We start from the raw sequence: 26,437 nt of genomic DNA, 5'->3' as shown, positions 1-26,437 counted from the left end.
AAGCTCGTACTTTTCTCTGTTTTTTGTGCTGATTATGAGATTTTATATGTACCTTTGTTGTCGTGAATAATGCATTATTTCACGACAAAATACAATTATAATTATGACAAAAAGCATTGAAAGTAAAATACTTATAAAATCAAAGAAGCGCGGACGTGGTTCTGTGTTTTTTGTGGGAGATTTTATTTCGTATGGCAATCGAGATGCCGTTAATAAGGCTTTGGAACGTCTCGTAGAAAAAGGACAGATGCTTAGGGTTGCACGTGGCATTTATTGCTACCCCAAAATGGAAAAAGTATATGGCCTGGGTATGGTTCCTCCATCGCTTGAGGATATTGCCAAAGCAATGGCAAAAAGGGATGGCGCAAGAATTGTCCCAACGGGACTTTATGCCCAATACCAGTTAGGACTGACTCAACAGATACCCATGAACATAGCTTACTTAACCGATGGCGTCTCACGTACTATAAATCTTGGCGAAGGGAAAAACATAAAATTCAAGCGCGCCTCTCCCAGATATTTCTCCATCCGTAGCCGGTTGGCCCTTCTCTTAACAACAGCCCTTAAAGACTGGAAAGTAGAGAACCTGACTGATGAGCAGGTTGCTACCATTAAAATGAAGTTAAACGAAAATCCTCACCTTCAAGTTGCCGACCTCAAACTGATGCCTTCAAAGGTAAGGGAATTTATAGTTGGTCTATATGAATAGGTTTCTTGGATTATCCGACTCACAACGGAAAAGCGTCTATGAATCAATTGCAGATAAAGTCGGGTTACCCGCACAAGTGATTGAGAAAGATTTTTGGGTAACTGCAATCTTGCAAACTATCTTTTCACTTCCTATAGCAGAGCATCTTGTTTTCAAAGGCGGCACAAGTCTGAGCAAAGGTTGGAAACTTATAGAGCGATTCTCGGAAGATATAGATGTTGCTGTCAATCCTGTTTTTCTTGGTGCTCCTGAAGGAGATCTCACGAAAAAACAAATCAAGAAATTGCGCAAGGCATCATCGCTTTTTGTTTTAGAGGAACTAAGCCCTATGATGTGTGAAGAACTAAAAAGACAAGGCTTGCTGTCGTTTGTCACAGTTAATACCCAACCCAATGGCGAAGGTGACGCCACCTATCCCGAGCCACGTCAGATTTATCTTCACTACAAATCAGTTTTTGACAAGGAGCTTACATATCTCCGCCCTGATATTGTATTGGAAGTGAGTGCACGTTCATTGCTTGAACCGACAGAATCAATACAAATTAAAAGTATTATTGGAGAGCATCTTCCGATTACACCATTGGCTGACAGTGCCGTTTATACTGCTATTCCCGCAAAGACATTCCTTGAAAAGGCGTTCTTGCTTCACGAACTCTTCTCCATTCCCGGACACGGAATGATAGCGGAGCGCAAGAGCCGACATCTTTATGACCTTTACACCATGATGAATAAAGATTTTGCACAGAAAGCCATTGCAGATGATGCATTATGGGAATCTATTCGTCATCATAGAGAAATTTATACTTCAGTGAAAGATGTGGATTATACTCCCGATGTACGCAAACGTCTCCGGATTGTCCCCCGGGAAGATATTCTTGAAGAATGGAAATCAGACTATCAGGCAATGATGGAATCAATGATTTATGGGAAAAAACCTTCATTTGAAGAACTATTAGCTGCACTATCCGAACTTCAAGAAAGGTTTAGGATAAGCAAATAGTAAACAACACAAGTAATCTATTAGATTTTGGCAATAACAAGCGTTATTTGCCAAAATCTAATAGAGAGAACTAAGGAATAACATTAAGGATAATGTCGCCATTTCGGTTTGAAACTCTGCGAATGTTTCTCCTCTTCTGCATCCTGAACAGAAAGGTTATCATTCCCTTTCCCGACAGAATGATTGTTGCCGGACAGACCCTCTACTTGCTTCATTTTCTCTTTCTCTGTTTCCTCTGTTTCCTCCTCCGGCGGTGTAAGCGTAAGCGCAATCTTTCTGTCCAATTCAGCAGCTTCACTTTTAAGTGAGCGAAGCTCGTCCTCTTTTTTCCACGAGCTGTTTGCAATAGTAATGTAAACCTCCTTACCAGCTGCTACTTTTTCCATTTCCTTCTCATGCGACTCTATCACCTTGGGAATACGCTCCAAGGCATTAACAAAGTTTTGACACGCAAGTTTAGGGTCAGTTGCCAACTTACCATTATTATAGGTATAGTAAATGCTCTCCTGGCCTTTCACAAAAAAGCGATTTACAGAGCAATCGAATAAGTCTTTGGAAGTACTCTCTGTCTTGACCATAATGGAGAAACCATAAATCTCACCGATTTTATTGTACTCTCCCTTGGTGCGTGCCTTCTCGTCTATCTCCTGCAGACGTGCAGCAATGGCCTTGATGTCTGTACTGTCTTCCACACCTTTGATTGTCAGTTTATTTATAGGTGTACCTTCATCATACGCTCCACACGCTTCTCAAAGAGAGCTAAGTCAGACTGAGCCTCCTTGATTTTATCCGTATGGAAGGACACGGAGCTGTCAATCTCTGCCAACTTGCCCGTTGCGGCATCACGCTCACGGAGGAAGTTCTTGCGCTCTGACTCCAAGGTGGTAATCTTCTTATCCAATCTTGCTTTCTCTAAAAGGTCGGTATTGCCAGAAAGCACTGCTACGTATTCTGAGAAGTTCATACCGCTATCCTCGTCCATCGAGCCCTCATCGATGGTGCGACTGCCAAGCGTATTCGTCTTCAGCTGATTGATGAACAGCTGCTTGTTGTGCAGCAGGTTAAACTTGTAGCTATCCAAGGAACGTTCCACAGCATAGATAATCACATCGACCTTGTTGTTCGCAAATTCCTTGGCGATAAGGTTTCCCTTGCGCACCGCTCGTCCGTTGCGCTGTTCCAAGTCTGAAGGTCGCCAAGGAGTGTCCAAATGATGGATGGCTACGGCACGCTGCTGTGCATTCACGCCAGTACCCAACATAGAGGTAGAACCGAAGATAATGCGAATATCACCACGGTTCATCGCATCCACCATCGCCTTCTTAGCTTTCTCATTCTTGCATTCCTGAATGAAACGTATTTCATAGGATGGAATATGATAATCCTCTACCAGCTTACGCTTGATTTCCGAATAGACATTGAAATCTCCACCGGGCTTATAAGTACCTAAATCAGAGAAAACAAACTGCGTTCCTTTCTGTGCATCGAACTTTCGGTAATAGTCATTGAGCATCTTGGCACAATGGCTTGCCTTGTTGTCTATATGGTCTGAGTACCCATTTTCATCTATCATGCGTAAGTCAAGGCTCATCTTGCGGGCATAATCAGTCATTAAGAATTAAGGGAAATAGGGGGAAACGCAAGGAATGTAACTATTTGAAATATCATCATTTAGCATTTTCTTACTATTTTGAGGCTAAGCAAGAACGAGCATTAAACGGCAGGAGTTCCGTTACCAAATCGTAACCCATCAGGGAAAAAGCAAAAAGGGGTTACGAATTGAGGGTAAACAACTGTGTCATAGGTTTTTATTCTTCATCTTTCATTTTTCTGCATCGCTCAGGAATACTTGTTCATCTGTACCTTTGCAAGCAAAGGAAATTTAGAAAAAACGACAGAAAAATGAAAGAAAACAAACTGAAAGTATCGTTCTTCGTTCAGGCGAAACGAACCGACAAGAGAGGACTTGTGCCTGTCATCGGGCGAATCTCCGTTGGCAGAACCCATTCGGGCTTCTCCACCAAGTGTAAGACTCCGATCGCTCTTTGGGACAGCCGCAAGCAACGGCTCATCGGTAAGAGCAGCATGGCTGTGTCCGTCAATCAGAAACTCGGTGAATGCACCGCACTCATCCACGCACGCTTTCATGAACTTTGTGAAAGAGAAGAATCCTTTACCGCCACAGACGTGAGGGATGCCTATCAGGGGCAAATCCACCGTCAGGCCTTGCTCTTGGAGAGTTTTGGGGACTATCTCACACAGACAAAGGAGCGTATAGGTATCGACCGAGCCTTAAAGACGTTCAAACTCCGTACCTACCAACTCTCCCTGCTTCGTGAGTATGTGCAGAAGAAGCACAAGGTAAGCGACATTCCCCTTTCACAGTTGGACAAAGCCTTTATCGAGGGCTTCGAGTATTATCTCACTATTGACCGCAAACTGAAACGCAGCAACATATCGAGTACCTTGTCTACTTTGCAGACCATCGTCCGCATGGCGGTGAAGAAAGGTGTGCTGGACTTCTATCCGTTCTTGGGCTACAGTTACGAGCGACCAAAAGGCGAACCGAGAAGCATTACGCAGGAAGAACTTGAGCACATCATCGACTTGGAGATTAAATGGGAGAACTACCGCATTGTCCGTGATTTGTTCGTCTTCTCCTGCTTTTCAGGACTGGCTATCTCTGACGTGCGCAATCTCAGAGAGGAAAACATCGTCCTTGAAGAGGGTGAACTCTGCATCAAGGGCAGACGCATGAAGACAAAGACTCCGTATCGTGTACAAGTACTTCCTCCTGCTCTGGAAATTATGAATCGCTATAGAGGCATAAGGGCAGGTTTTGTTTTTGACGTGCCGACTACCGACATTATCCTCAATGGCATACACCACATACAGAGAAACATCGGGATGAAAACTCCGCTGACCTTTCACATGGCTCGCCACACCTTTGCATCGCTCATCACACTCTCTGCAGGTGTACCTATTGAAACGGTAAGCCGTATGCTCGGACACACCAACCTGAGAACAACACAGGTATATGCAGCGGTTTCTTCCGAAAGAATCCATCGGGATATGCAGATAGTGCAGCAGCGCATACAAGATACATTCACCTTAAAACTTTGACCTCATGACACGTAGTACATTCAAGACACTCTTTTATATTAATCGCTCCAAAGAGAAAAAGAACGGCAAATGCCCGATTATGGGACGCATCACCATAGACGGAGAACAAGTACAGTATAGCACGGGAAAGGAAATCGCTCCCGAACTTTGGGATAGCCATAAGGGGCGATGCAAGGGAACAGGCGAAGAAACAAAAGAAATCAACCGCTATTTACAAAGTAAAGAGGAACAAGCTAAAGCGAAGTATCAAGAATTAGTTTGGCAACGTGGCTATATCACCGCCGAGCTCCTCAAACGTGAACTTTTGGAAGAGGACAAGTCTAAAGGTTTTCTTTTGGAGGAAGCACGACTTTTCATAGAGGAAAAGCGTCCTTGTGTGGGAATAACGGTAGCCAAGCCGACCTTTGCCAACTACATCTATGCCACACAACTCATTGAGGCTTATTTGCGTGAACGCTTGGGGCTGGAGGATATTCGCTACTCATCGCTTGACTATGGTTTTATCGAAGGGATGGACTTCTACCTTAAATCAGAGCGCAACCTTTCTCTTGCCACTATTCAGGTAGCAGTCATCTTCCTTAGAAAACTCATCGGCATAGGTCAGCAGAAGAAGTATATCCGCATCGATCCGTTTGCAGACTACAAAGCAGAACTTCCACACCGCACAAGGCGTTATCTCACTACGGAGGAGCTGCAACGAGTATTACAAACGCCCATCATTGACAGGCAATTTGAGCGAGCAAGGCAACTATTCCTTTTCTGTGCCTTTACTGGTCTGGCTCGTGTGGATATGCAACGGCTCAAACCGAAGCATATCATCCGTAATGCAGATGGTACGGAGGAAATCCGCATCAAGCGGCAGAAAACAGACGTGGAAGCCATCATTCCACTCCTGCCCATTGCCAAGCAAATCCTTTCGCTTTATATCAAGGATAAGAAATCGGACGAATTGATATTCCCCAATCTCACAATAAGGAAAGCATCCTTTGCGTGTGTGAACATCGGGCAGATATGCCTGATAGATAAGGGCTTGACCTTTCACATGGCTCGCCACACATTCTCAACCACAATATGCCTTTCCAATGGTATTTCGATGGAAACGCTCAGCAAGATGCTCGGACACAGCAATATCGGTACGACACAGATTTATGGAAAGATAACCGACCATAAGATACAAGAGGATATGACTGCACTCACAGACAGGGAGCATACTGTATTTGAGGGTTATTGTGAGTCGATAGCACGGCAGAACGTTCCATTGCAACAAGCATAAAAAGGAAGTAATTACCAAACATTTATTATTCACGATTGAAAAGCAAACGATTATGAAAAAGAACAACAAACAGGAACTTTCCTACTTTCGGTTGAAATTAAGAAGTTATATGAGTGAGCATCACCCCGAAAGATTGCACGACACAGAGTTTATCACCACACGAGCAGACATGGCTCTAACTGCTTACTGCGATGCCGTGGCGCAAGGTTTTACGCACCTCGAAGCAGAGAGCATAGCAAGTGAGGTTTTGTATCACGGTTTGCACTTTTCCAAGTACGACACGCTTGTTTCTGTCTTGGAGAACGAGTTTGAGAGGGAACTGCCTGCACCACTCCCTGAGAAGCTCGCACCCATATTGTTGTCGAACAAGGCTATTCAAGCCACATTCGACAAGTTCGGTTTGACGGACACATTGGCTTCTGACGAGCAATACGACCGTCTTTACACCGAACTCACAGGCACGATAGTGCTGCTCATTGAGAGCAATAATCTGCCGACAGTCAGACTGACGGAGGAAGCAAGCCCGAAGGCGTTGTAAGCAAAGGCACACGCAAAACCCCTGATGCCGTTTCTTATCGTGCAAATGTACAACGGCAGCCAATCTGTCCTGAAAGGTCGAGTCCTGCGGATGGAGAGAAGAATCTCCACCGCAGGATTTTTCTGTTTCAAGGCGGTATTGCCATTTTTAATATCCGTGCGGTCGTATTCATCTCTCCCAACCTTGCAGGGCAGGGCTGCCGTAGAGAGTATAGGCACGACAAGAATACGGCATACTCAGGCTCTTTGGACGCAAGGCGTAACAACCAACAATAGATAGGACTGACGATAATACGGACTATCTGTTGTTTGTACAATTTATTGTCATGACTATCTGTTGTCAAAACTATATATCGTCAAAATAATCTATTGATAAAACGATATATCGATAGTTCTACATATCGATTTGTCGAACTATCGAACTGTCGAGAGAATAATTGCTATGTGATAAAAGGAAAGAGCCGGCACCTCTTCTCATTACCGCAATCATACCATTCTTATACAGAACATAAGAGCTTTTCAGCGACAGCTCCAAATCTGATAGGGAAAGCTACCAGCCTTTGCGCTTAAAGTTTATGAGCTTTCTATGAAAAGCTTATAAGCAATCTATGAAAAGCTTATAAGTAATCTGACAAAAGCTTATAAGTTATTTACAAAAAGCTTATAAGCTTTTTGCTAAAAGCTTAAGAGCTTTTGGGTGAAAGCTTAAAAGCTTTTCAAATTGACAGACTAACTTCTTTTCTCTTCCTTCTATTTCCCTGCTTTTCCTCATTTCTTGCAGCGGTGCTTCCGAGGGTTTACTTTTGCACTCAATAAGTACGGCTATGGACTGCATATTAGTTCGTTTGCCGAGTAACAATAAAGTAATCAAAATAAAATCAAGGAAATGAAACTCATTATCATCGACCGCAAAGCGTGGGAGCGGCACTGCTCCGACTTTGCAGACTTTATTCATCGTATCGAACAACTCATCGGCAATCCGCCCAAGACCGAGCAATGGCTCGACAACGAAGCCGTATGCCGCAGGCTCGGCATCAGCAAACGCACCCTGCAATCCTATCGCGACACGGGTAAAATACCCTTCTCCATCATTGGGCATAAATGCTATTATAAGGAGAGCGACATCGCAGAGTTACTGAATGCAAACAATGAATGAAATCAAACACAGAATGAACTATGGAAGAGAAAGAAATCATTACACAGCAAGGCCCTCAAATGCAGATGTTTGCACAGTTGATGGAGGGTACTTTGAAGAAACTGGAGCGTTATTGTTCTACAGCCCGTCCGATGCTGGGCGGAGAGGTTTACCTCACTGGCGAGGAGGTTTGCAGTCTGTTACGTCTGAGTACCCGCACACTTCAGGACTATCGGGACAACGGTACGATTGCCTACTGTAAAATCGGCGGCAAGATACTCTATAGGCAGAGCGACATACAAACAATGCTTGAAAGGCATTATAACGCAATACCCAAGAAATTATGGCAAGAATAGATGAACAAAGGAAACAACGTCTGGAACAAGCCCTTCGAGATATGGGCAATTATGGTGTTAAGCTCCGCAAGCCCGAAGAGTTGCCCGATTTTGATCAGCCGATAGATTATGAAGAGGAAAAGAAAAGATTTGAGCCTGTTAAAGTTGAGGAACAAAATGAGAAGCAGAGTCACAAGGACTATTCTCAACCGTTCTATCAAGAAACAGAGTTGTCACCAACGGAAAGGGCTACTTCTACCGAAGAGAATCATCAACGAATGGGAAAAACAAGGGACAGGAAGCAATTATCCGAGTTTCAGGGGAAATATCTCCAGCCCTTTCGCAACAGCCACCGCAAAGCCGTGTATGTATCAGAGGAAACTCAACGAAAGTTGGACTTCGTGGTGAGGAAAATCGGTGAGCAGGGAGCAAGCGTTTCAGGATATGTGGAGCAGGTGCTTCGAGAACATCTCGACCAATACAAAGATGATGTGGAAAGATGGCGGAAACTCTGAAGTACTGCATTCCTCGAATGCAAGCCTACGCCGAGTTACTGTATTCAGTGAATGCAGTAACACGGTATGGGCTTATAATCCCATTTTCTACATCAGCAAGGTGTGTCTTTGTACCACAAACTGCCGTTTGTCCCACAAAGACCCTTGCCCCGAATGGGGGATTAAATCACTCCAAAGTCGTGATTAGAAAGCAATGAAAAAGCAGAAACAAAAGAAGCCCGATGGCAGATGTGCCACCTGCCCACGATGGGACAGATGGCACATCAGGATACCTAATTCTGAAGACCAGCAGAAGCTTATCAGACTCTACCGCAAGTCGGGAGCAAAAACGAAAAGTGATTTTGTCCGGGCAAGACTTTTAGGTGAAGCCTTTAAGGTCATCACCCAAGACCCTGCAAAAGAGCCTTACTTAACAATAGTCCGTTAAATATTATGCTGCGTCAGCATCGAAACTAAATATATCATTTATCCTTATTGGTGTCCGATAAAACTTTTTTGGAGTTATCTGTATTAGTTAAAATAGGCTTAAACTTATGATTTCATTAATTTATTTGGTTATTATAGGGCTTCCCTTGTTAAAATAAGCACATTTTATAATGCTTACAGTTTAAAACTGAAAACCAAGCCCCTGGATAAGTAAAACGGCTGCAACACCGATGAGTAAAGGGATACAGAGCTTTCTGTTTATTTTTACCGGACAGCAATAATTTATCCTTTCTTTATTTATTGGCGTGTTCGGGTTCTTCTCGAACACGTCAATAATTCGTTGCGCATAGTAGGCATTGATCATCTGCGCTTTAAGTCGACCGATGGACGTTTCATGTTCCTTGCACATGATTTTCGCCACATTGAGTGCCGTGAATGAAGAGTTGAAGGCAAAGTTAAGTTTTCTCTTGTCGCGTGCCTGACAATCGGTAAGACCGAGGAACTGCTTTGCGTCGCGAAAGCAAAACTCCTCTTGGAAACGTGTGGTGTAGTACTCCACCACATCGCGTCCACTCATGTTCTCATCCGTACAGAAATACAAGCACCGACTACCATTAGGTAACTCGTGGATGACAAGCGACACAACCCTATGCAAGGACTTGCACCATGCCTTGAGCGCATAGGCTTTGCCGGAGGTCTCTCCTAAATCAAGCTCATTGACTTTGGATATGTCGATGTTCCTTATCACCTTTGACACGAGGACGGCCGGGCTTTCCTGTGGGTTCCCCATCCCACATGTAGAACAAGGCTGCGTCATGGCGCAAGCGGCTCACAACATGGAATCCCATCTTCATTACCTTGTCGATGAAAGGCCTTTTGGAGAAGGCTGAGTCGGCGACAAGAACCTTGCAAATACGCTGTAAGGTTACCTTGTCGTCCTCCAATACTTTGGCATACCAGTCGTATAGGCTCATCTCTTTTTCTCCTCGCCTTTTTCCAATGTGGTCTGCACAGCCTTCAGCATCATACACTCATGCAAGTCTACGTCTATCACACCGATGCCGAGGATCTCAAGACCGTGCTTTACCGCACCTGCGCAGCCCGATCAAAACGTACCCACGTATGGGGTATGCTTCCCAGTCTTCTTAATGAAGCTTGGATCAATAACGATGGCATTGCGACCCTTACCCTGCTTGAAGGCGAAAGCACTCAGCCACATATTCATTTCGAGCCAGTTCACGCTGCGCTCTGCCGTCTGCCGATAGCATTGTTCGACACGCTTTCCATAGCGTCCCATCTGCGTGAAATTACATTTCCTTGGGATGACCATCAAAAGAAAAAGCATTTCCATGACGTTTGTTTGAATACTTTTGTTTAACCTTGCTCCATCTTCAGCACTAAATGCTGCTTTGCAGAGCCTCATATATCGGCTAATCAAGTTGGTTATCAGCATAAAATTTATTGTCTTTTTACATCTATAAAGTTACTGAAATTCAATGAGATAGCCGATTTCATTGTGTTATATTTTGTTACCTAATCATCTCTTTTTCAGAGACTTATTATGTCTTCTTTCTGTCACAATTTCTGTTGGCTTAGAAACGAAAGATTCGTAAACCACAAATTTTTAACGGACTATTGACATAACACAATAAAAATATGATGAAACAATTATCTTCTTTCAAGATTATATATTCAAAGACATGGCTTGTTGCCGTGTCGCTGCTTTTGGCTTTGCCCATGGCAGGACAGAACTTTCAAAGTGGACAACTTTGGTACCGTGTAACAGATGCTACAAATAAACACGTGTCCGTAATTGCACCACAAGACACTAATCCAGCAAACTCGTATGCACAAACGCTGTCAGGTGCCATTACCATTCCGCAAACTGTTACGAATAACAACAGTCAACAATGGACGGTTACCGAGATTGACGAGAAAGCTTTCAATGGCGTATCCACCATCACCGCTGTTACGCTTCCACCCTCCGTGATGGTAATAGGAAATCTTGCTTTTTATAGGACAACCAACTTGGCATCCATCAACTTCCCTGCAGCACTATCATATATAGGTGTGAGTGCCTTCGAAGAAAGTGGCTTAACGAAGGCAGACATTCCTGGTGTAACCTTCATAGCCACGACAGCTTTTCAAAGATGCAAGAACCTTGCACAACTGAGCATTCCTCAGGTTAATTGTCTGGGAGTTAATAGCTTTGCCTTCTGTACGAGCCTGACAAGCGTCACAGTTCCGGCATCTGCTCGCCTACAAGAAGAAGTCTCACCCAATGTTCAAAACGCGCCCTCAGAAGAATCAGGCGTGAATGCGTTTTTTGGATGTTCCGAGCTGAAGGAGGTGACGATAGAAGACGGCATCCAAAACATTGCGGGTGGGATGTTCAGTGAGTGTCGGTCAATAGCGAAGATGGAATTACCTGCATCGGTAAACTATATCAGAAAAGGTGCTTTTTCGTGTTGTCGCAGTTTGGAGAGTATCAACATGCCCAGAGTTACAACCATAGAACTGAGCGCATTTTCGCTATGTGGATTCAAAGGAGACTTGGTCATCCCATCTACTGTCAAGACAATTGGATTATGCTTTTTCCTATAATGACGGACTAACAGGTTTCACTTGGAAGGGCGAAGCAGGGTGCAATCTCGGTGCTGGTAACTTTGACGGCTGTATTAACTTGGAATTCATAGACCTGCATACATTAGATAATCCGAGCATAGAAAATCCCAAGTTGAATCGGAAAGGATTTGATATCCTTTTTGGGGACTGCCAACCCACACCGTGGTGTACCTGCCTAAAGGCAAAGCTTTTACATTTGCTCAGGGCGAGGACGTGAACTTTGTGAAAGCCGATAACACCTGCACACTGCTAAGTGTACAAGACGGAGCTGACTATGAGTTCCCCAACGTATTCAAGGCTACGAAGGCTGTGTATAACAAGTACAATGCTACTGTGTCAAATGGCACTTACGACTGCTATGATGATTATGAAGTTCCATTTCCAACACTGGATAGCAACAACTCTCTGTCGGCGTACCGCGACTTTTCCGGCATAAGCAACGGCAAGAACTGCTTCACCATGCTGCTGCCCTACGAGGTTCAATTGCCCAAAGGCATCCGTGCCTACGAACTACACCTAAAAGACAACTACAACCACCCGTTCAGGGAGAAAAGGAATACACGCAATATTACTTGTTCCGTTCTATTCCTGATGAAAGCGTGCTTGAGGGCAACAAGCCCTACCTGCTGCGCATAATCGACGGGCAGGTACACACCTCAAAGGAATTTGGCGCCACTAACGTAGAGATTGCGGCATCGGGTACTGATAAGATAGATGACAATGGACAGAAAGTTCCGCAACAAAATCCAACATCTACTTTATACAACAACAATGTAAATGGTACGCTCAAACCGCAAAGTTATCAGGCTACCAAGCCTAATCAGGAATTCTTCTTCGTGGGTGGCACCGAACGGCTTAACGACAGCTTGGCTTTCAAGCTCAATACTTGGCTGCTGAATACGGACAAAATGGGGATTGACGTTTGGCGAAAAGTGTACAAGACTGCAGCTCCCGTTGGCGATGCGAAGCCAATAGAGCCAGCCACAGCGGCACCGTTCCGTGGCTACATCCAGCCAAAGAATAACGCTCCGAGCAATGCCAAGTACTTTGTCGTCCTTATGGAAGATGAGACAACGGGGATAGACGACTTACAACAAGATAAAGCACAAAATGGCGCACAGCGCATCTACACACTCGATGGACGCTACGTAGGCACCAGCTTCGACACGCTACCTAATGGCATCTATGTAATCAAAGGTAAGAAAATTGTAAAATAACGGAAAGATGAAAACTGAGAATATGAACAACAATACAACCACACGTGGCAACCGCGCTTACATCAAGCCACATGCCTACATCATCAAGCTGGAAACAAATTATGGGGTGATGGAGGACAGGAGTATAGCCACAGCCCCCAACACCCCAGCCACTGGCGACGGCAACGCCAAGCAATTTGACATGTCTGACGATATGTGGGGTGACAATCACGAAAGCGATATAGACATCTTTAAATAAAGACAGCTCCACTCACGATGCCGTCTATTCACCATGAGGCGGCATAGAAGGACAGGGGTACCTTTAGACCAAACGGCACGACAGGTAACCCTGTTTTGTATACAGACCTTGCCATACATGGCGCTTTCGTTTACAGCTAATGTGTTGAACAACAAACGTAAAGTAGGACATGCATGCAACAGCCCATTCAACTCCGAAAAGGTCACGAGAAAGCTTGTTTGCCTTGTCGAAAAGATGAATGGGCTGGATGAGGATGGTGGTTATCACTTAACTACTTTCTTGCCACCGATGATGTAGATGCCCTTTGGCAGTGACTCGAACTGTTGCTCGCCTTTGCCTACCACCACACCTTGCAGGTTGTATATGAGCATTGGCTCATGGCTGATGTGCGGAACAGCGATTGCTGTTGGTGCGTCTTTTGCCATGTAGAACGGTGTCTTGAGAATGCGTTCCCATTTAGGTACGTATTTCATCCCACCTTGGATGAAGTCTTCTTCTTTCTCTACCTTGTAGCCATCTACGTAAATGGCATATTGTGCCCCAGCGGCAACGTTGTCTATCGAGAACGGTATTTCCTTCGTGCTGTTGGCGGGAATGATGTCTGTCAGTGATATTTTGTTTTCAAAATAAGCCTCGTCTGTATTGCCTTTCTTGCAACGCAGCTCAATGTCAAAACCGCCGCAATAGTCAGCACTCTCGCTGTTGGTCGCAATGAGTTTCCCCCTCATGGCAGGAGCTTGGAAAGCGTTTTCTTCACTTTGTTCGATTTTCACCTCAACCGAAGGAAGGTTTTGCGACTTAGATTCAGTAATGGTAATGTTTCCTCTGGAGCTGATAGTGGCGCCCGATTTGCATTCGAAGGAGTAATCAAACTCTCCAACCTCCTTTGGATAAAGCTCAAACACCACGTCTGTCGTCTGTCGTGCTGGCAAGAAGGTGGTGGTAGAAGCAACATAGTCATACTTGAAGAGCATGTTGAAGGTGTCGTACAGCTCGTCGCCTTTGTTCTCTATGGTGAGGGTTACGAACAGGGGACGTCCTGCCTCCTTGCTACCTTTCACGTCCACTTTCTTCACCTCCAGAACAGGCTTGGCAGTGGAGGTCTTCAGTTCCGTGTCGGTAATCTCTATCTCCTGCGCCATATCTCCAATGCCGCCACAGGCTTTCCATTCGCTTTCGCCTTGTATGCGGTAAACGGGCAGCACGGTGTACTTTCCGTTGGCGAGGGTGTGCGGTATGTTGAAGTTCGCTTCGTTCCTTTGTATCTTGCCGTCGGTCTTGAACTTTGAGCTGAACAGCTTTACGGCGTTTATCAATCTACCTCCCTGCCAAAAGCCTAAGCCGCAATCAGCATCAAAGGCTTCGCCGTAATTGTTCACGCATTTCATGGTGATGTCAAAATCCGTGAAGTCATCACTACTGTTCGATCGGCTTTGACCTTGCAGGGGCGTCATCTCTTTGATGTCAACAACTTTGGGAAATACATCAGCACCTTCGCTTGGTCTGAATCCGATGATAGCTCCTTGCTCGCGCGTGTAGATACTGGGCAGTTGCTTAAATCCATATTCGCGTGGCGAAAGAACCGACAGGCGATAGTAGCCGTTGAATTGACCTCCCCAGCCCCAGTTGATGTGAAAGTAGTCGCCTTCCTTGTAGCCATCGCAGACAAAGGCGTGACCATAGTTGTACACCACATCTTCGGCAAAGTAATATACGGGTCGTTTGGCTTTCAACTCATTGTATATCAGGTTGCACCATTCCTCGCTGGTATAGTGGTCTCTGAAAACACGGTGCATGTCTTTGGCGTAACCAAACATTCGTGTAAGGAACAATATGACATTGTAGGAATCGGCACCCGAATCATCAGCGGTATAATCCATATACACCGCCTGTCCAACATACCTCATCAGCTTAGCCACAGCGTCTTGCTGCTGCTGGGTGGTGGGAATGCGGTACGAAGGCAGTATGTCGTTCCACTCGAAGGTACTCTCTACAAGCTCGGATACTTGTAGATGAGCCGATGGAGCCGTGTAGGCAGGCATGGCGGGAGCCTTCTTTGGATACTGGTAGTAGCCCATAATTTGGGCTGCTGCCGTGGCGACACATCCCGTAACACAGTGTTTGTCGTTGTGCATAGGCGTTTGTTGGTTGTAGGGACTGTACTGACTCCATGTGGTTTTTAGCAACGGTTCAATGGGCTGCAGCTTTCTGCCAGCGCGCGTGGTGGCAGGCTTTGTGGTGGCAGGCATGTTGTTCAGCATGCTCACCTCCTGTCGATATTGTGCCAAAAGCATCTTGAGCGATGCCGGACATTGCTGCTCGTCGTATGTTCCCTCTTCTGCATAACCTAACACGTCAGCCGTGCGGTCGTCAGCAGAGGCGATGACGAAGCCCTGTCCCTTGCCTACGTTGAAAATGTAGTAGGCATTGGTACTTGCCACCTCGTTGAGCGAGGGTGTTGCTTGTGAAGCTCGTGTAGCGACCTGGGAGTTAGTACTTACATGGCTCTTGATAAAAGCCAATGCAGCTTGTCGGGCTTGTTGTCTGCCCACAGGGGCGGAAAAAGCCAAGGTTGTTGCGCAGCATAGCAACACTAAAAATGTAAAAATTTTCCTCATATTTAATTTATTAGTATAAAAAGTGATTCTGGTAGTGTCCTTAAAAGTGTGTAATTCATCTTTCCTTTCTCTGTACCATCCACTGCTTTTTCCTGACTTCGTCATCGTGTCACCCAGAAATATAAATCATCCAATATTTCTTGGCAAGAATCTAAAAAATCAGGTTATTTCTCGTATAAGGGGTCGAGCTTGCTACTTTACTCGCCTTTTTGCACGTCACCCTAAGCAACAAAGATAAGCATTGATTATAAAGTACTTACAAATATGTCTTGAAAAAGTGACGAAGTCAGGAGGAATCCAGCCCTAATTTTTTAGGCTCAAAAAGTTTTAACGGACAGCAATAGTCTTTTTTATCTTGTGTTTTTGTGTAACACGAGGTATAGCCTAAGGTAAATTTGATAAAATAAAAAATCCCCACCTCCAGTATGTATAGAATAACTTTTGTTTTATGATGCACGGAATTTGTTGTCTCTATGCACGTTTTTCTTAGGTACATCTTTAATACATTCTATAGGTGGGGATAAATGAGTGTGTTATTTAACTAACACTTTTTTTCCATTGATGATATAAACGCCACGTTGCAATGTGTTGACTGTTTGTGCATCATCATGGTTCATATATCTCTTGCCAGTGATATCGTATACACCAACCTTTCCCTGAGATGCCTTGACACCACGGATACCAGTAGCTATGTTGTTGGCTGCATTTTTCCAGCCGTTTGCGCTTCTGTATTTCTCCTCGCTTCCTGCTGGCACTTCCAATACAAAATCGTCATCAAAGCCAGTGAAAATGTTTACCCAATCAACAGGATCCATTTTGATGCCTCCATTGATAAAGTCTTCACCTCCATCAAGGGTTTGGGGTGGATTTACAGCAAGGCATACTGCTTTCTTTATTTTGTTGCAGTCACCAAAAGCGCCCTCATCGGTACCAAAGAACGTTTTGAGCGTCTTTGGCAAATATACCTCTTCACATTGAACATTGTGAGCAAAAGCTCCCATGCCAATTGTTTCTACTTGTGTTTGTGAAAGGTCTACCTTCTTAAGATTGCAGTTGTAGAATGCTTTAGCGTTTATTTCCTTTAGATTTTTCGGGAAAGTAACAGTCTCTAAAGCCTTGCACTCTTCAAAGGCACTCTCGCCAATTAATGTGATGTTATCGGGTAATGTTATGGACTTGAGCGCAATACAATGTTTGAAACATTCTTTTCCCAACTTGGTCAACGACTTAGGTAGCGATACTTCTTGAAGGCTTGCAAAGTCCCAACATATATATTCAGCAAGAGACGTAACGCCTTCTTGTACTACTACCTTTTTAATGTCGTTGCGATTTACTTGCGTATTTTCGCCACCCCATGCATAAACAGAGTTACCATCTGCGTGTTGCATCTCTCCTGTTCCGCTAATGGTAAGTGTGCCATCATTGGTAAACGTCCATTTCAAATTATCACCAATAGTGCCGTTTACGTTGTCTGCTAATGCACCCATGCAAACGAACAGGCTCATTGTTAACATGTAAATTTTTCTCATACTATAAAAATATTAAATTAAACATATTTAGGTAAAACCTATTTCATGATGTTTAGCAAGAGAAGGCAGGCATTTATAATGCCCATGCCTTCTTATTTCGTAGGTACAACTACTTTCTTGACCTCAAAGTCAACCGATGAGTTGTTTGTATCGGATAATCTTTTTCCATTGAAACGTCGAGTAATCATCTTGCCTGCACCAACGTCTATCTTGTCATCAGCCTTTTCGTAAACGCCATTCCAACCCTTGTCCAGCGTACCCGATATAGGGAAACTTTTTTCAGTAGTAGATCCTTTGAACCTTACGTTTACAGCATCTACGACCCATTGGTTCGGTAAGAACATGAAAATTTGTGAATGTGAGTGATGTCCACTCTCGTTCCACATGACATAGCGTCCATACTTTGCCGTCGGCTCTTCAATTTCTTTTAGCAACGCTTCATTTACCTTGGCATTGTTCATATTCTCTTTTATCTTCTCGATAGGTTCTGCCAAACGTATCAGCGCAATGGTGAAGTTACGCTCAAATCCGAAAGGTACATACTCATCGTCGTCTTCATCCCATACTCCGACTTTAGATTTGTCCTCTTTCATTCGTTTTTCCTGTTCTTTGTCGTTTTCCTTACAATAGAGGAACGTCATGTGTGGAACGTTTTCGTTACCATTCTGTCCCCATTCAAAGTCGGCTTTGGAAAGGTCGATAAGCTTTTCGATACCTTTGTATTTGGTTGGATCTTCTCCATTCTCTGTCAAGTACTTCTTGTATCCTTCCGCATGATTGATGGCTCTCATGGCAATAACGATGGTTTTGCCTGCCTTTACGATGTATGGCATGCCACTTTTATCTTTAGGGAAGCCAATCATATTGGAAACCCCAAACCCTTTCTGTCTATAATCGCAATTAGGTTTGTCAAAGTTAATCTTGTCAACAGCGTTGTACTGACAGAGTGCCAAAGCCATGTTCTCAAGGCTTATGTCATGGTCGGTAGGGTTGTAGACGGAAATAAACTTGTCATCCGTTTCTTCAGATTTGTTGCCGTAGGGTGTCTCCACGAAGTCTCCAGCATAGTAAATGTCCTTTATAATTAGGTCTGCGGTTTCTGTCTCAGCGGTATTTTTCTTTTCTTCTGGTTGTCCGTCACGTGTACAATTTGCGAAAAGCGCAATTATTGCCAATGCGCATAGCATCATCTTTTTCATTTGTTAGTTTTTCTTTTTATCAGTTATTGTTGTTTAGTTATTCTTGTATGTCTCCACTCTTATTTCTTCTTCGTACGTGCGTTGATGGAGTTGACCTTCCAGTATGCAGTCATGTCTAACGGTTTTCCCTTGCTGTCACGTCTGCACAGTGATGGTACACCTTTCGTGTAGTTCAGTGCAGAACTCATCTCGGCTACAAATCCCTTTCCATTGCTACGACGAATCAGCGCACCTTGTAATTCCGAAGGGTCGAATGACGGATTAGAAAAGTCATTAATTCCAAATATCCGCTTGCAAACACTTGCCGTTCCTCTATCGTACCACCATACTTTTTCTTTCTTTTCTTCTGTTCCTTCCATTACGGGGTGTCCTGTTGCATCATATACTGTTACAGAGCTTGGACCTGTCAGCAAGTCCATTTTCTTCTCTGTCGAAGGACAAATGGTAAGGAAGTCGACAACCCAATTGTAATTCAGCTCAATAGCATTGATGCCTCCCATACCAGTTGTGTTATATATCATGTGGTAGTATGCCGTTGGGTATTTTCTGTTCTTTTCTAATTCTCTTTTCTTCAGCGGATCTGTCTCGTCATTAATTTGGTCCTGCTCGGTTCCATACAAATCATATAGTCGATACCAATTGTTGCGAGAGCGTGGCGATTCGTCAGGATAAAATCCATTTTCGTCTTTGGTATGAGGCTTGGAAGCATCGCCATCAGGCAATTTCACCAAAGCGATGCGCATACTCTGGCTTGGTCCCTTAAATGGAAGTCCATCCCACAAAACAAGGTCACGCATGTTTGGAATATCCTTGTTGTCAAATTTGTCGTTAGGGTCGCACATTCCGTTTTTCGGTGAATGCTGGTTGCATAATTCAAAGGTCTTGTCCTTTGGAAGTTTACTGTAGTCGGGCAGAGCTTCCCAGCCATAGTAGTTTTTCTTTGCCTCTTCTTCTGTGGTTTCATTCTCGGCAAGGAATTTCTTCTTGTGATCGCACGCATACTTCACTACGATGACACTGTCACCAGGCTGTATGACATGTGGCTTTTTTGTCACAGGGTCGTTGGGGAAGTACGACATGCCTCCAATTCCATAATATCGTTTGGTAAAATCTCCATTTCCGTCTTTTTGGAACGAATATTGAATACTTGGGTCAACAATATGACAAGCAAGTGCCATATTGGCAAGCGATATCGGTTGATTGGTTGGATTGTATATCACAATATAATTAGCATCCTCGTATCTGCTATACTGGCTTTTGAAGCCCATGGAGGACAAATCCCTATAAGTGCAGTAACCAATGTAAAAAACTTCTTTGAAAATGAGGTGGTCTACTGTTGAATTAGCATCAGTTCTGTCTGGCATGTCTCCATTTCTCTGGCATGCAGTGAATAGAGACGATAAAGCCATGAACGCTAATATCAAGGTATAATTTATTTTTTTCATATCCTTGTTTTGTTTATTTGTACTGATAATTTTTGTTGTTGATAATAATTGTATGAGTTAGAGGAACCAGTTGCCAAATGCGCCAAAGCCATGCGTCTTTACATTTTGGCTTGCATCGTATGCTTGTTTTCCAGTTAATCCAATCTCTCTGCCTAAGTAGAAATAATATGGTTCTGCGGGAGAAACGTTTGTTGGGTCGGAATCGAACCTATTGCAATACACTTTGATAGGTATGTTAAAGCGTATAAGCTCTTTCCATTCAGGAACCTCAAGGGTCGTATTCTTCGATTGCCAGAAAGGATTATAGAATGGCGCGCAGGCTTTTTCACTCTTCATCCCGTCCCAAAATCCAGCATAATCCAGTTCCTAACGGCAACTTGGCAAGAAATAGCCTTGCCGACCTCTATATCGTCTTCATCATAGTAGTGAACAGCCATAGAGAAGATTTCATCATCATCAAAGCCATTGCAACCGCTTTTCTGCACTTCATTAAGAATGTAGGTGATGCACTCCTCGATATTCTTGTTCGGTTTCATCAAGTTAGGGGCAAACAAGGGGTCTGTCATAGCACGTTGATTAAGATACTCGGCTATTGTCCGTGTGAAATGTTCTGTTCCTTTCATTGTCGTATATGTTTTGATGTTGTTAATACTTGGGAATTTCTACTATTTGATTGATGCGCCCATATAGGTAGGCTCTTAGGCTTGTTCTGTCGGGTGCGTAATACTCTGTCCATTGTCCGTACTGATTGACAAGGTATTTCTTCAGCACGTCAAAGAAGTCAAAGCGATAGCCTTGCAGTGGAACGGCTGTGCGGAAATAGGTGTTAGAGTTCACCGATTCACATAGCCAATTCTTTTCCTCACGGCTCATACACTCACCACGATTGAGTTTCACACGTAGGAGATATACTTTGCTATTACAAAGGCTCTCCAAAGGGGGAACGTCCCATTGTACAAACTTAATTGCCAACACTTGCTCACTTTTTTCAGCCACAGGGTTAATGCGGTAATGAGAGGAGGAGCTATATCCTTTTCTGTTCATCGAAGATGTTGTATTTACTTTTTGCTTATCCATAGCGACATTTTTTTTATGCGTCCAAAGATCGGAGTATGCTGATTCCTTTTTGTAGCAAAATAGAGGTAGCGGGGTGGGCTTACACAAGGTTTTGGCGGAAAATACTACCCGTAGGTGTGGAGATTTTCCAGACAAACCAAGCGGCACAGACCTTGAGAAAGCCACAAGCCCCGTACTACCTTTGCGGATAAAAAGGGAACAGCATCCGTCTTCTTCATTTCGCATATTGTGGAGCATTGGAAAGGAAGCGAAAGTGCAACGCTCATAGTGGAAAATAGAAAAGGTGGCTATCTCGAAATGTGAGATAACCACCTAATGAACGATAAATGAAAGGTATTACAGAGCCGTACTTCTCAAAGCACGCAAAGTAGGATGGCACAGAGAATTGCCAGCCAGAAGAGAATGCTCAGCAGCGTAAAGGTAACTTGGAGAATGACTCTGACGATAAAGCGCAGTATCAGAAAACCTGCAATGACTGACACGACAGTTACGACTTGTGGCGTTACCATCTTCGAGATAAGCCAAATGACACCGATAACGATGGAAAGCAGGATAGCGAGTTCGATGAAGCGTGTCCAAGAGAAGCGGTGGACTTGCTTGGGAGAAGTCGGCTTCTGCTTGATATTATCGGTTTTGTTCGATGCGTCTGCCTTGATGAAGGCAGGTGTGTGAACGTCTTGATTCATGATGATTGTATTCATATCGGAGCTTTTAATAGTTCAAGAGCAATAACAAGATGCGCAGGCTACACACGAGTTGTTGAGAGCTATGCTCGAAAAAAGACAAGTGTTTGCACAAACTCTTGACGTGTGGAGCGGAGCGTTTATCTTGGCGCTTGACACTACAAAAGCTTCCGATGGGGGTACATCAAGTCATATTCTCACTATCGACGGTTGGCAGACCATTAACCTCGATAATCAAAACTATTGTCCCTGTCAGTTCGGTGTAGAGTTTCTCATACTCTGGACTTGCACCAAAGTCGTCCGTCAGTTCATACTTATCGAAAACGCTTTGCACAGCCTTATTCTTCAGAAGCATTGGTGTTAGTCTTTCAGGAAGAGGAGAAGGCAGTTCTTTCTCGAACTCATTCTCTAAGACAGACACAAGCGTATCGTACTTGGAGAAATGCAGTCCTTGATACAGAACTTCGCTTGCCATCGTCTCCGCCTCTGGGTGAGAAAAACCTTGTGCTATAGCATCGCAGTAAATTGTCAATGCTTCATCTGCGCGAGCAGTTATAAACGTATTTTCATTCACTCTCTCTGGAAAATGCTCTCCGAGATACGCTTCCAACTTCAAACGGAAGTAGGAAAGCTCTTTCTTTGTTGTTGTCATAATCTTCTTGGTTTAGTGTTATACATTATTTTGAGTTGATGCCCATAGCAACATTGAACTTGTCTAACTTGCCTGCCAACTGTTCCATATCGTGTTCTATTTTCTTATTGGTTATACGGGCATAAATTTGTGTAGTTTTAATGTTGGTATGTCCCAGCATCTTAGAAACTGATTCCATAGAAACACCTTTACTCAATGACATTGTTGCAAATGTGTGGCGAGCCATGTGAAAGGTTAGGTCCTTTTTAATGCCACAAATATCTGCAATTTCCTTCAGATATGAATTGGTTCGCTGATTAGTTAGCATTGGGAATAGTTTACCATTACGATAGGTCTTGCCACTATACTTTTCGATGATATTCTTTGGAATATCCAATAAAAGAACATTTGTTGCAACACTCGTCTTTTGTCGTTTTGTCATTATCCATTGTTTGTCGTCAAGGGTCACAATGTTCTCGGGAGTAAGGTTGGCCACATCAATGTACGCCAAACCTGTGAAGCACGAGAATACGAATAAATCACGAACTAATTCCAAACGTTGTATGCCCAGGTTCTTATTAGCTATCTTCAAAATCTCTTCATCTGTTAAGAAACCACGATTGACTGGCTCAAGGTGAAAACGATGATTAAGAAAAGGATCATGATGGATTACCCCCATTTTTCTGCCTAAAATCGTAATTGTCTTGAAAGTCTTCATTGTCTTGGTAGCTGTATTTGGGTTCTGACCAACTACTGTGCGAAGATAAATATCAAAATCGTGTATGATGATATAGGTGAGTTCAGACAAGCGTATGTCCGAACGTTTGTACTTATCCTGCAAGAAAGTTGTGAAGTGTCGTTTGCAGACATTATATTTCTGAAAAGTGGCAGCACTTACAGATATGCCCACTTGCTTGGCAATATCTTTGTTGTGCTTATCGAAGAGTGTCATCATTGTTTCTACCTCTTCTTTCTTGCCGAGATACTCCGACTTGATACGTTCCAAAGAAATGGCATCTGTCATTTCCAACTTTTTGAAGATGGTCTGCAATCCACTTTGGATGTTATCTAACTCGAGATTAGTAGAAAGAGCCTCTGTAGTCCTTCCTTTCAGCCGTTCTTTTTCACTATCCCATTGCGACTGCTGAACGGCAATACCTGTTGAGCCAATGGAAAGTCGTTCGTTGTTGAGATAGATTCTCAACATCACGGGAGTTTTACCCTCCTTGTTCACATAGTTGCTTCTTAAATAGAAGACTGCTCTGAAAATGGTTTTCATTTGCGCTGCTGTTGTTTAATTGTAGCCATGGCAAGGAAAGTTGTAGCCAAAATTCAATAATTGTAGCCAGCTTCTGATAGAATTGTAGCCAAAAGATTGAATTATTAGCAGGATAAACTTCTGTAACCACGCTGCAAAGTTCGACATATTTATTTGAATAACAACAATTTGCGTGTACTCTATGCGTACTCTGTACGAACTCTTGGCTACAATTTTTATTTTGCCTCAAAAAGTGTAGCCAGATTGTAGCCATTGTAGAGTATTTAGGGAGTATTTACCCCCTCTGTACGTACTCTGATAAGAAGAATAGATATAAAAGAAAAGTATCATAACTACTTGTAGCTATGATACTTACGTTTTTGTTAGGATTTCTCTGTTGGTCTGTTCAGAGTACCTAAAGCAGAGAGAGAGACTCTTACTCTCGAACTATCACAAACTATCAAATCGTATCAATCTATTGTAATATAGTAGTTTACGCAAAATGTTAATAAAATGAGATTTCATGGAAAATCTTTGGTAGAATCAATTTTTGGGTGTAAATTTAGGTGCATAAATCAAAACACCCAAAAGTATGAACATCAAGCGGAATATTATCTTCACGTTGGAAAGCAGGAAAAAGGACGGAGTTCTCATAGTTGAGAATGTACCTATCCGTATGCGTGTTAATTTTGCTTCCAAACGAATTGAATTCACAACAGGTTATCGTATTGATGCTGCCAAATGGGATGCAGATAAACAACGTGTGAAGAATGGTTGTAGCAACAAGCTTAAACAACCGGCTTCTGAAATCAATGCTTCACTTTTGGGCTATTATACAGAGGTGCAGGAAATCTTCAAAAAGTTTGAAGTAGAAGAAATAATGCCAACCCCTGAACAAATTAAAGAGGCATTCAATGCGCTGCACAAACCTATAGAAGAAGTCAAACCGAGAAAATCAACACCTAATGTTTTCTACAAGGCCTTCGATGAGTTTGTGAGAGATTGCAGACGACATCAAAGCAAATGCCATGAGTAAATTCAATCAATTATAACACCGAAATAATATGAGCCAAGAAATAAATAAAGCAGAGAAACAAGATTTATCCCTCGTTGTTCAAGCTATTGGTACAGACCTCGAGCATACACAAGTGCGCGTGGTTGCCTCGGCTAATGCAGATATGCTCTTCCACTATTGGAAAGTAGGGCATTTTATTCTCTACCTCCAAAAAAAAGAAGGTTGGGGAAGCAAAGTCATAGATAATCTTTCAAAAGCGATACGTTCTAAATATCCTGATAAGAAAGGCTATTCCACTCGTAATCTTATCTATATGTGTCAATTCGCCAAAGCCTATCCTATGGAGATTCTATTAGAAATGGGTAAGGTTGAAAAACAGCTTAATAGTCCTTCGGTTAATAATGTATTACAACTTACAAGCGAACTCAATCAATTTACGCAAGAACCTCTTGCGCAAATTCAAGCTACAGGTAATCTAGGAGATATAATTACGCAAGAACCTCTTGCACAATTAGGAGAGATATCTGAAGTACTGTCTGTCATTTACCAACACGATATAAATCAGATAGAAGACATTTTTAAACAGTCTGCCGTAGTTCGCACTAACTGGGCGAGCCATGTTATATTGCTTAATAGCAAGCTGCCTTTGGGTGAACGTTATTGGTATATCACGCAGGCGGTTGCCAATGGTTGGAGTAGTAATGTTCTGCAAATGCAGATTGAGACCAATCTCTTTGGCCGGCAGATTACGGCAAAGAAAGTGAGCAACTTCTCGGTACGATTACCCAAACCGCAAAGCGACCTTGCCAACTATCTGATGAAAGACCCTTACATCTTTGATATGATGGGACAAACAGATAAAATGGCAGAACGAGACATTGAAAAGCAATTGGTTTCGCATATCACAAAGTACTTACTCGAAATGGGAAGTGGCTTTGCCTTTGTGGCGCAACAGAAACATTTTGAAGTAGGTGATTCAGATTTCTATGCTGACCTCATTCTCTACAATATTCAACTGCATGCCTATGTGGTTATCGAATTCAAAGCCACCCCTTTCAAGCCCGAATACATGGGGCAACTCAACTTCTACATCAATGTAGTAGATGATACTCTCCGTGGCGAACACGACAACAAGACCATTGGATTGCTCCTCTGCAATGGAGGCGATAAGGTGGTGGCGCAATATGCACTCTCGGGTTACGACCAGCCAATAGGTGTGAGTGATTACCAACTCTCAAAAGCTATTCCTGAGAATTTGAGGTCGGCTCTGCCTACGGTAGAGGAAGTGGAAGAAGAGTTAAGCCATATAATTGACAATGCTCCAAAAATAAACAATACAAAATACAATTCATGAATACAAGTATCACAAAAGGTAGCAGAAACTTCTATGGCGAGTACTCCCTTGAGCAATGGATTAAACTCATACTCACAAAAGAAATAATTTTACCCGACTACCAACGAGCCTTTGTTTGGGAAGAAGAAGATGTAAAGGAACTTATTACCAGCTTAAAAAATGGCTTATTTGTTCCACCTATAACTATTGGGAATTATGATGGCACGACAAACTATATCTTAGATGGACAGCAACGCCTATCTGCAATACTTATTGCCTACATAGGACTATTCCCAGATAGGGAAAAGTTCAAATTCAAAGATAAAGAATACACATCTACAGCTAATGAAAATGACGATTTAGAGGATGATAATGAGGATATAATGCCAATTGAATGGCAATTCAAATATTTCACTAAAGATGGGCAGGACAAGCAGAGCATTCTTGATAAGATAGATCATAGTAAACCCGTTGGCGGAATTAATCAATAGATAAAATATCAGAAATATGAATGTA

At 43.2% G+C, this 26,437-nt stretch carries 25 protein-coding genes and 5 pseudogenes; 16 read left to right on the top strand and 14 right to left on the bottom strand.

Annotated features, from left to right (window positions below):
* Window positions 1–103 precede the first annotated feature (103 nt).
* On the top strand, window positions 104–709 hold the full coding sequence (locus tag DX009_RS12880) for a DUF6088 family protein (protein WP_115084380.1): 606 nt from the start codon (window positions 104–106) through the stop codon (window positions 707–709).
* Entirely contained in the window at window positions 702–1,709 is a 1,008-nt protein-coding gene (locus DX009_RS12875; RefSeq protein WP_115084379.1) for a nucleotidyl transferase AbiEii/AbiGii toxin family protein, read from the top strand. The genes DX009_RS12880 and DX009_RS12875 overlap by 8 nt, the downstream gene beginning before the upstream one ends.
* Before the next feature lie 83 nt (window positions 1,710–1,792).
* On the opposite strand, the pseudogene DX009_RS12870 reads toward DX009_RS12875, so the two are convergent.
* Window positions 1,793–3,324 (bottom strand): annotated as a pseudogene (locus tag DX009_RS12870) (helicase-related protein); the annotation flags it as partial.
* A gap of 287 nt (window positions 3,325–3,611) precedes the next feature.
* Here DX009_RS12870 and DX009_RS12865 point away from each other — a divergent pair.
* The 3 genes from DX009_RS12865 to DX009_RS12855 are packed head-to-tail and all read left to right on the top strand — an operon-like array spanning window position 3,612 to window position 6,643.
* Window positions 3,612–4,832: a site-specific integrase gene (locus DX009_RS12865; RefSeq protein ID WP_115084378.1), complete on the top strand. Its 1,221-nt coding sequence runs from the start codon at window positions 3,612–3,614 to the stop codon at window positions 4,830–4,832.
* A 4-nt stretch (window positions 4,833–4,836) separates the two neighbouring features.
* The gene (locus DX009_RS12860) at window positions 4,837–6,105 is read left to right on the top strand and encodes a site-specific integrase (RefSeq protein WP_115084377.1); all 1,269 of its coding nucleotides are present in this window, start codon (window positions 4,837–4,839) and stop codon (window positions 6,103–6,105) included.
* Window positions 6,106–6,157: 52 nt separating this feature from the next.
* Entirely contained in the window at window positions 6,158–6,643 is a 486-nt protein-coding gene (locus tag DX009_RS12855) for a DUF1896 domain-containing protein (RefSeq protein ID WP_115084376.1), read from the top strand.
* A gap of 660 nt (window positions 6,644–7,303) precedes the next feature.
* Here DX009_RS12855 and DX009_RS13685 read toward each other — a convergent pair.
* Complete coding sequence (locus DX009_RS13685) at window positions 7,304–7,639, bottom strand: hypothetical protein (protein WP_245944673.1); 336 nt, start codon at window positions 7,637–7,639, stop codon at window positions 7,304–7,306.
* Between DX009_RS13685 and DX009_RS12845 the strand changes: the two genes are divergently transcribed.
* The 4 genes and pseudogenes from DX009_RS12845 to DX009_RS12825 all read left to right on the top strand — a co-directional run.
* Complete coding sequence (locus DX009_RS12845) at window positions 7,529–7,798, top strand: helix-turn-helix domain-containing protein (RefSeq protein WP_115084374.1); 270 nt, start codon at window positions 7,529–7,531, stop codon at window positions 7,796–7,798. The two genes, DX009_RS13685 and DX009_RS12845, sit on opposite strands and share 111 nt — an antisense overlap.
* A 20-nt stretch (window positions 7,799–7,818) precedes the next feature.
* Entirely contained in the window at window positions 7,819–8,133 is a 315-nt protein-coding gene (locus DX009_RS12840; RefSeq protein ID WP_115084373.1) for a helix-turn-helix domain-containing protein, read from the top strand.
* Window positions 8,121–8,627: a DUF3408 domain-containing protein gene (locus DX009_RS12835; RefSeq protein ID WP_115084372.1), complete on the top strand. Its 507-nt coding sequence runs from the start codon at window positions 8,121–8,123 to the stop codon at window positions 8,625–8,627. Before DX009_RS12840 ends, DX009_RS12835 begins: the two co-directional genes overlap by 13 nt.
* A gap of 193 nt (window positions 8,628–8,820) precedes the next feature.
* Window positions 8,821–9,039 (top strand): annotated as a pseudogene (locus DX009_RS12825) (plasmid mobilization protein); the annotation flags it as partial.
* Window positions 9,040–9,234: 195 nt separating this feature from the next.
* Here DX009_RS12825 and DX009_RS13680 read toward each other — a convergent pair.
* Both DX009_RS13680 and DX009_RS13670 read right to left on the bottom strand, forming a co-directional pair.
* A complete protein-coding gene (locus tag DX009_RS13680) occupies window positions 9,235–9,801 on the bottom strand; it encodes a hypothetical protein (protein ID WP_245944672.1) in 567 nt (188 codons plus the stop codon).
* Between the two features lie 357 nt (window positions 9,802–10,158).
* Window positions 10,159–10,383 (bottom strand): hypothetical protein, encoded by a 225-nt coding sequence (locus DX009_RS13670; RefSeq protein WP_245944671.1) that lies wholly within the window; start codon window positions 10,381–10,383, stop codon window positions 10,159–10,161.
* 326 nt (window positions 10,384–10,709) lie between these two features.
* Between DX009_RS13670 and DX009_RS12815 the strand changes: the two genes are divergently transcribed.
* The 4 genes from DX009_RS12815 to DX009_RS12800 all read left to right on the top strand — a co-directional run bounded on the left by DX009_RS12815 (window position 10,710) and on the right by DX009_RS12800 (window position 13,133).
* Window positions 10,710–11,657: a leucine-rich repeat domain-containing protein gene (locus tag DX009_RS12815; protein ID WP_115084369.1), complete on the top strand. Its 948-nt coding sequence runs from the start codon at window positions 10,710–10,712 to the stop codon at window positions 11,655–11,657.
* 183 nt (window positions 11,658–11,840) lie between these two features.
* The gene (locus tag DX009_RS12810) at window positions 11,841–12,314 is read left to right on the top strand and encodes a hypothetical protein (protein WP_181792373.1); all 474 of its coding nucleotides are present in this window, start codon (window positions 11,841–11,843) and stop codon (window positions 12,312–12,314) included.
* Complete coding sequence (locus tag DX009_RS13440; protein ID WP_181792372.1) at window positions 12,251–12,895, top strand: hypothetical protein; 645 nt, start codon at window positions 12,251–12,253, stop codon at window positions 12,893–12,895. Before DX009_RS12810 ends, DX009_RS13440 begins: the two co-directional genes overlap by 64 nt.
* Before the next feature lie 7 nt (window positions 12,896–12,902).
* The gene (locus tag DX009_RS12800) at window positions 12,903–13,133 is read left to right on the top strand and encodes a hypothetical protein (RefSeq protein WP_004374740.1); all 231 of its coding nucleotides are present in this window, start codon (window positions 12,903–12,905) and stop codon (window positions 13,131–13,133) included.
* A 263-nt stretch (window positions 13,134–13,396) separates the two neighbouring features.
* Here DX009_RS12800 and DX009_RS12795 read toward each other — a convergent pair whose 3' ends face one another.
* From DX009_RS12795 to DX009_RS12750, 10 genes and pseudogenes are all read right to left on the bottom strand, one after another.
* Entirely contained in the window at window positions 13,397–15,751 is a 2,355-nt protein-coding gene (locus DX009_RS12795; RefSeq protein WP_245944670.1) for a C10 family peptidase, read from the bottom strand.
* 533 nt (window positions 15,752–16,284) lie between these two features.
* Window positions 16,285–17,280, bottom strand: coding sequence for a leucine-rich repeat domain-containing protein (locus tag DX009_RS12790; RefSeq protein WP_115084366.1), 996 nt, complete (start codon window positions 17,278–17,280; stop codon window positions 16,285–16,287).
* Window positions 17,281–17,372: 92 nt separating this feature from the next.
* A complete protein-coding gene (locus DX009_RS12785; protein WP_115084365.1) occupies window positions 17,373–18,479 on the bottom strand; it encodes a DUF4876 domain-containing protein in 1,107 nt (368 codons plus the stop codon).
* Between the two features lie 59 nt (window positions 18,480–18,538).
* Window positions 18,539–19,924 (bottom strand): hypothetical protein, encoded by a 1,386-nt coding sequence (locus tag DX009_RS12780; protein ID WP_115084364.1) that lies wholly within the window; start codon window positions 19,922–19,924, stop codon window positions 18,539–18,541.
* Window positions 19,925–19,981: 57 nt separating this feature from the next.
* Window positions 19,982–20,290 (bottom strand): annotated as a pseudogene (locus tag DX009_RS12775) (hypothetical protein); the annotation flags it as partial.
* Window positions 20,275–20,547, bottom strand: a pseudogene (locus tag DX009_RS12770) (PcfK-like family protein); the annotation flags it as partial. The pseudogenes DX009_RS12775 and DX009_RS12770, both read right to left, overlap by 16 nt.
* Window positions 20,548–20,569: 22 nt before the next feature.
* Window positions 20,570–21,001, bottom strand: a complete 432-nt coding sequence (locus DX009_RS12765) for a hypothetical protein (protein WP_115084298.1) — start codon at window positions 20,999–21,001, stop codon at window positions 20,570–20,572.
* A gap of 353 nt (window positions 21,002–21,354) precedes the next feature.
* Window positions 21,355–21,702 (bottom strand): hypothetical protein, encoded by a 348-nt coding sequence (locus DX009_RS12760; protein ID WP_115084363.1) that lies wholly within the window; start codon window positions 21,700–21,702, stop codon window positions 21,355–21,357.
* A 166-nt stretch (window positions 21,703–21,868) separates the two neighbouring features.
* Entirely contained in the window at window positions 21,869–22,336 is a 468-nt protein-coding gene (locus DX009_RS12755; RefSeq protein WP_115084362.1) for a DUF1896 domain-containing protein, read from the bottom strand.
* A 25-nt stretch (window positions 22,337–22,361) separates the two neighbouring features.
* A complete protein-coding gene (locus DX009_RS12750) occupies window positions 22,362–23,594 on the bottom strand; it encodes a site-specific integrase (protein WP_115084295.1) in 1,233 nt (410 codons plus the stop codon).
* Window positions 23,595–24,165: 571 nt separating this feature from the next.
* On the opposite strand from DX009_RS12750, the pseudogene DX009_RS12745 reads away from it, so the two are divergent.
* The 3 genes and pseudogenes from DX009_RS12745 to DX009_RS12735 all read left to right on the top strand — a co-directional run.
* Window positions 24,166–24,585 (top strand): annotated as a pseudogene (locus DX009_RS12745) (Arm DNA-binding domain-containing protein); the annotation flags it as partial.
* 52 nt (window positions 24,586–24,637) lie between these two features.
* A complete protein-coding gene (locus tag DX009_RS12740; protein ID WP_115084361.1) occupies window positions 24,638–25,942 on the top strand; it encodes a PDDEXK nuclease domain-containing protein in 1,305 nt (434 codons plus the stop codon).
* On the top strand, window positions 25,939–26,412 hold the full coding sequence (locus DX009_RS12735) for a DUF262 domain-containing protein (RefSeq protein WP_115084360.1): 474 nt from the start codon (window positions 25,939–25,941) through the stop codon (window positions 26,410–26,412). The genes DX009_RS12740 and DX009_RS12735 overlap by 4 nt, the downstream gene beginning before the upstream one ends.
* Window positions 26,413–26,437 lie beyond the last annotated feature (25 nt).

This window comes from Prevotella pallens (genome assembly GCF_900454935.1).
Lineage (GTDB): Bacteria > Bacteroidota > Bacteroidia > Bacteroidales > Bacteroidaceae > Prevotella > Prevotella pallens.
This window is presented reverse-complemented; position numbering and strand designations above follow the sequence as displayed.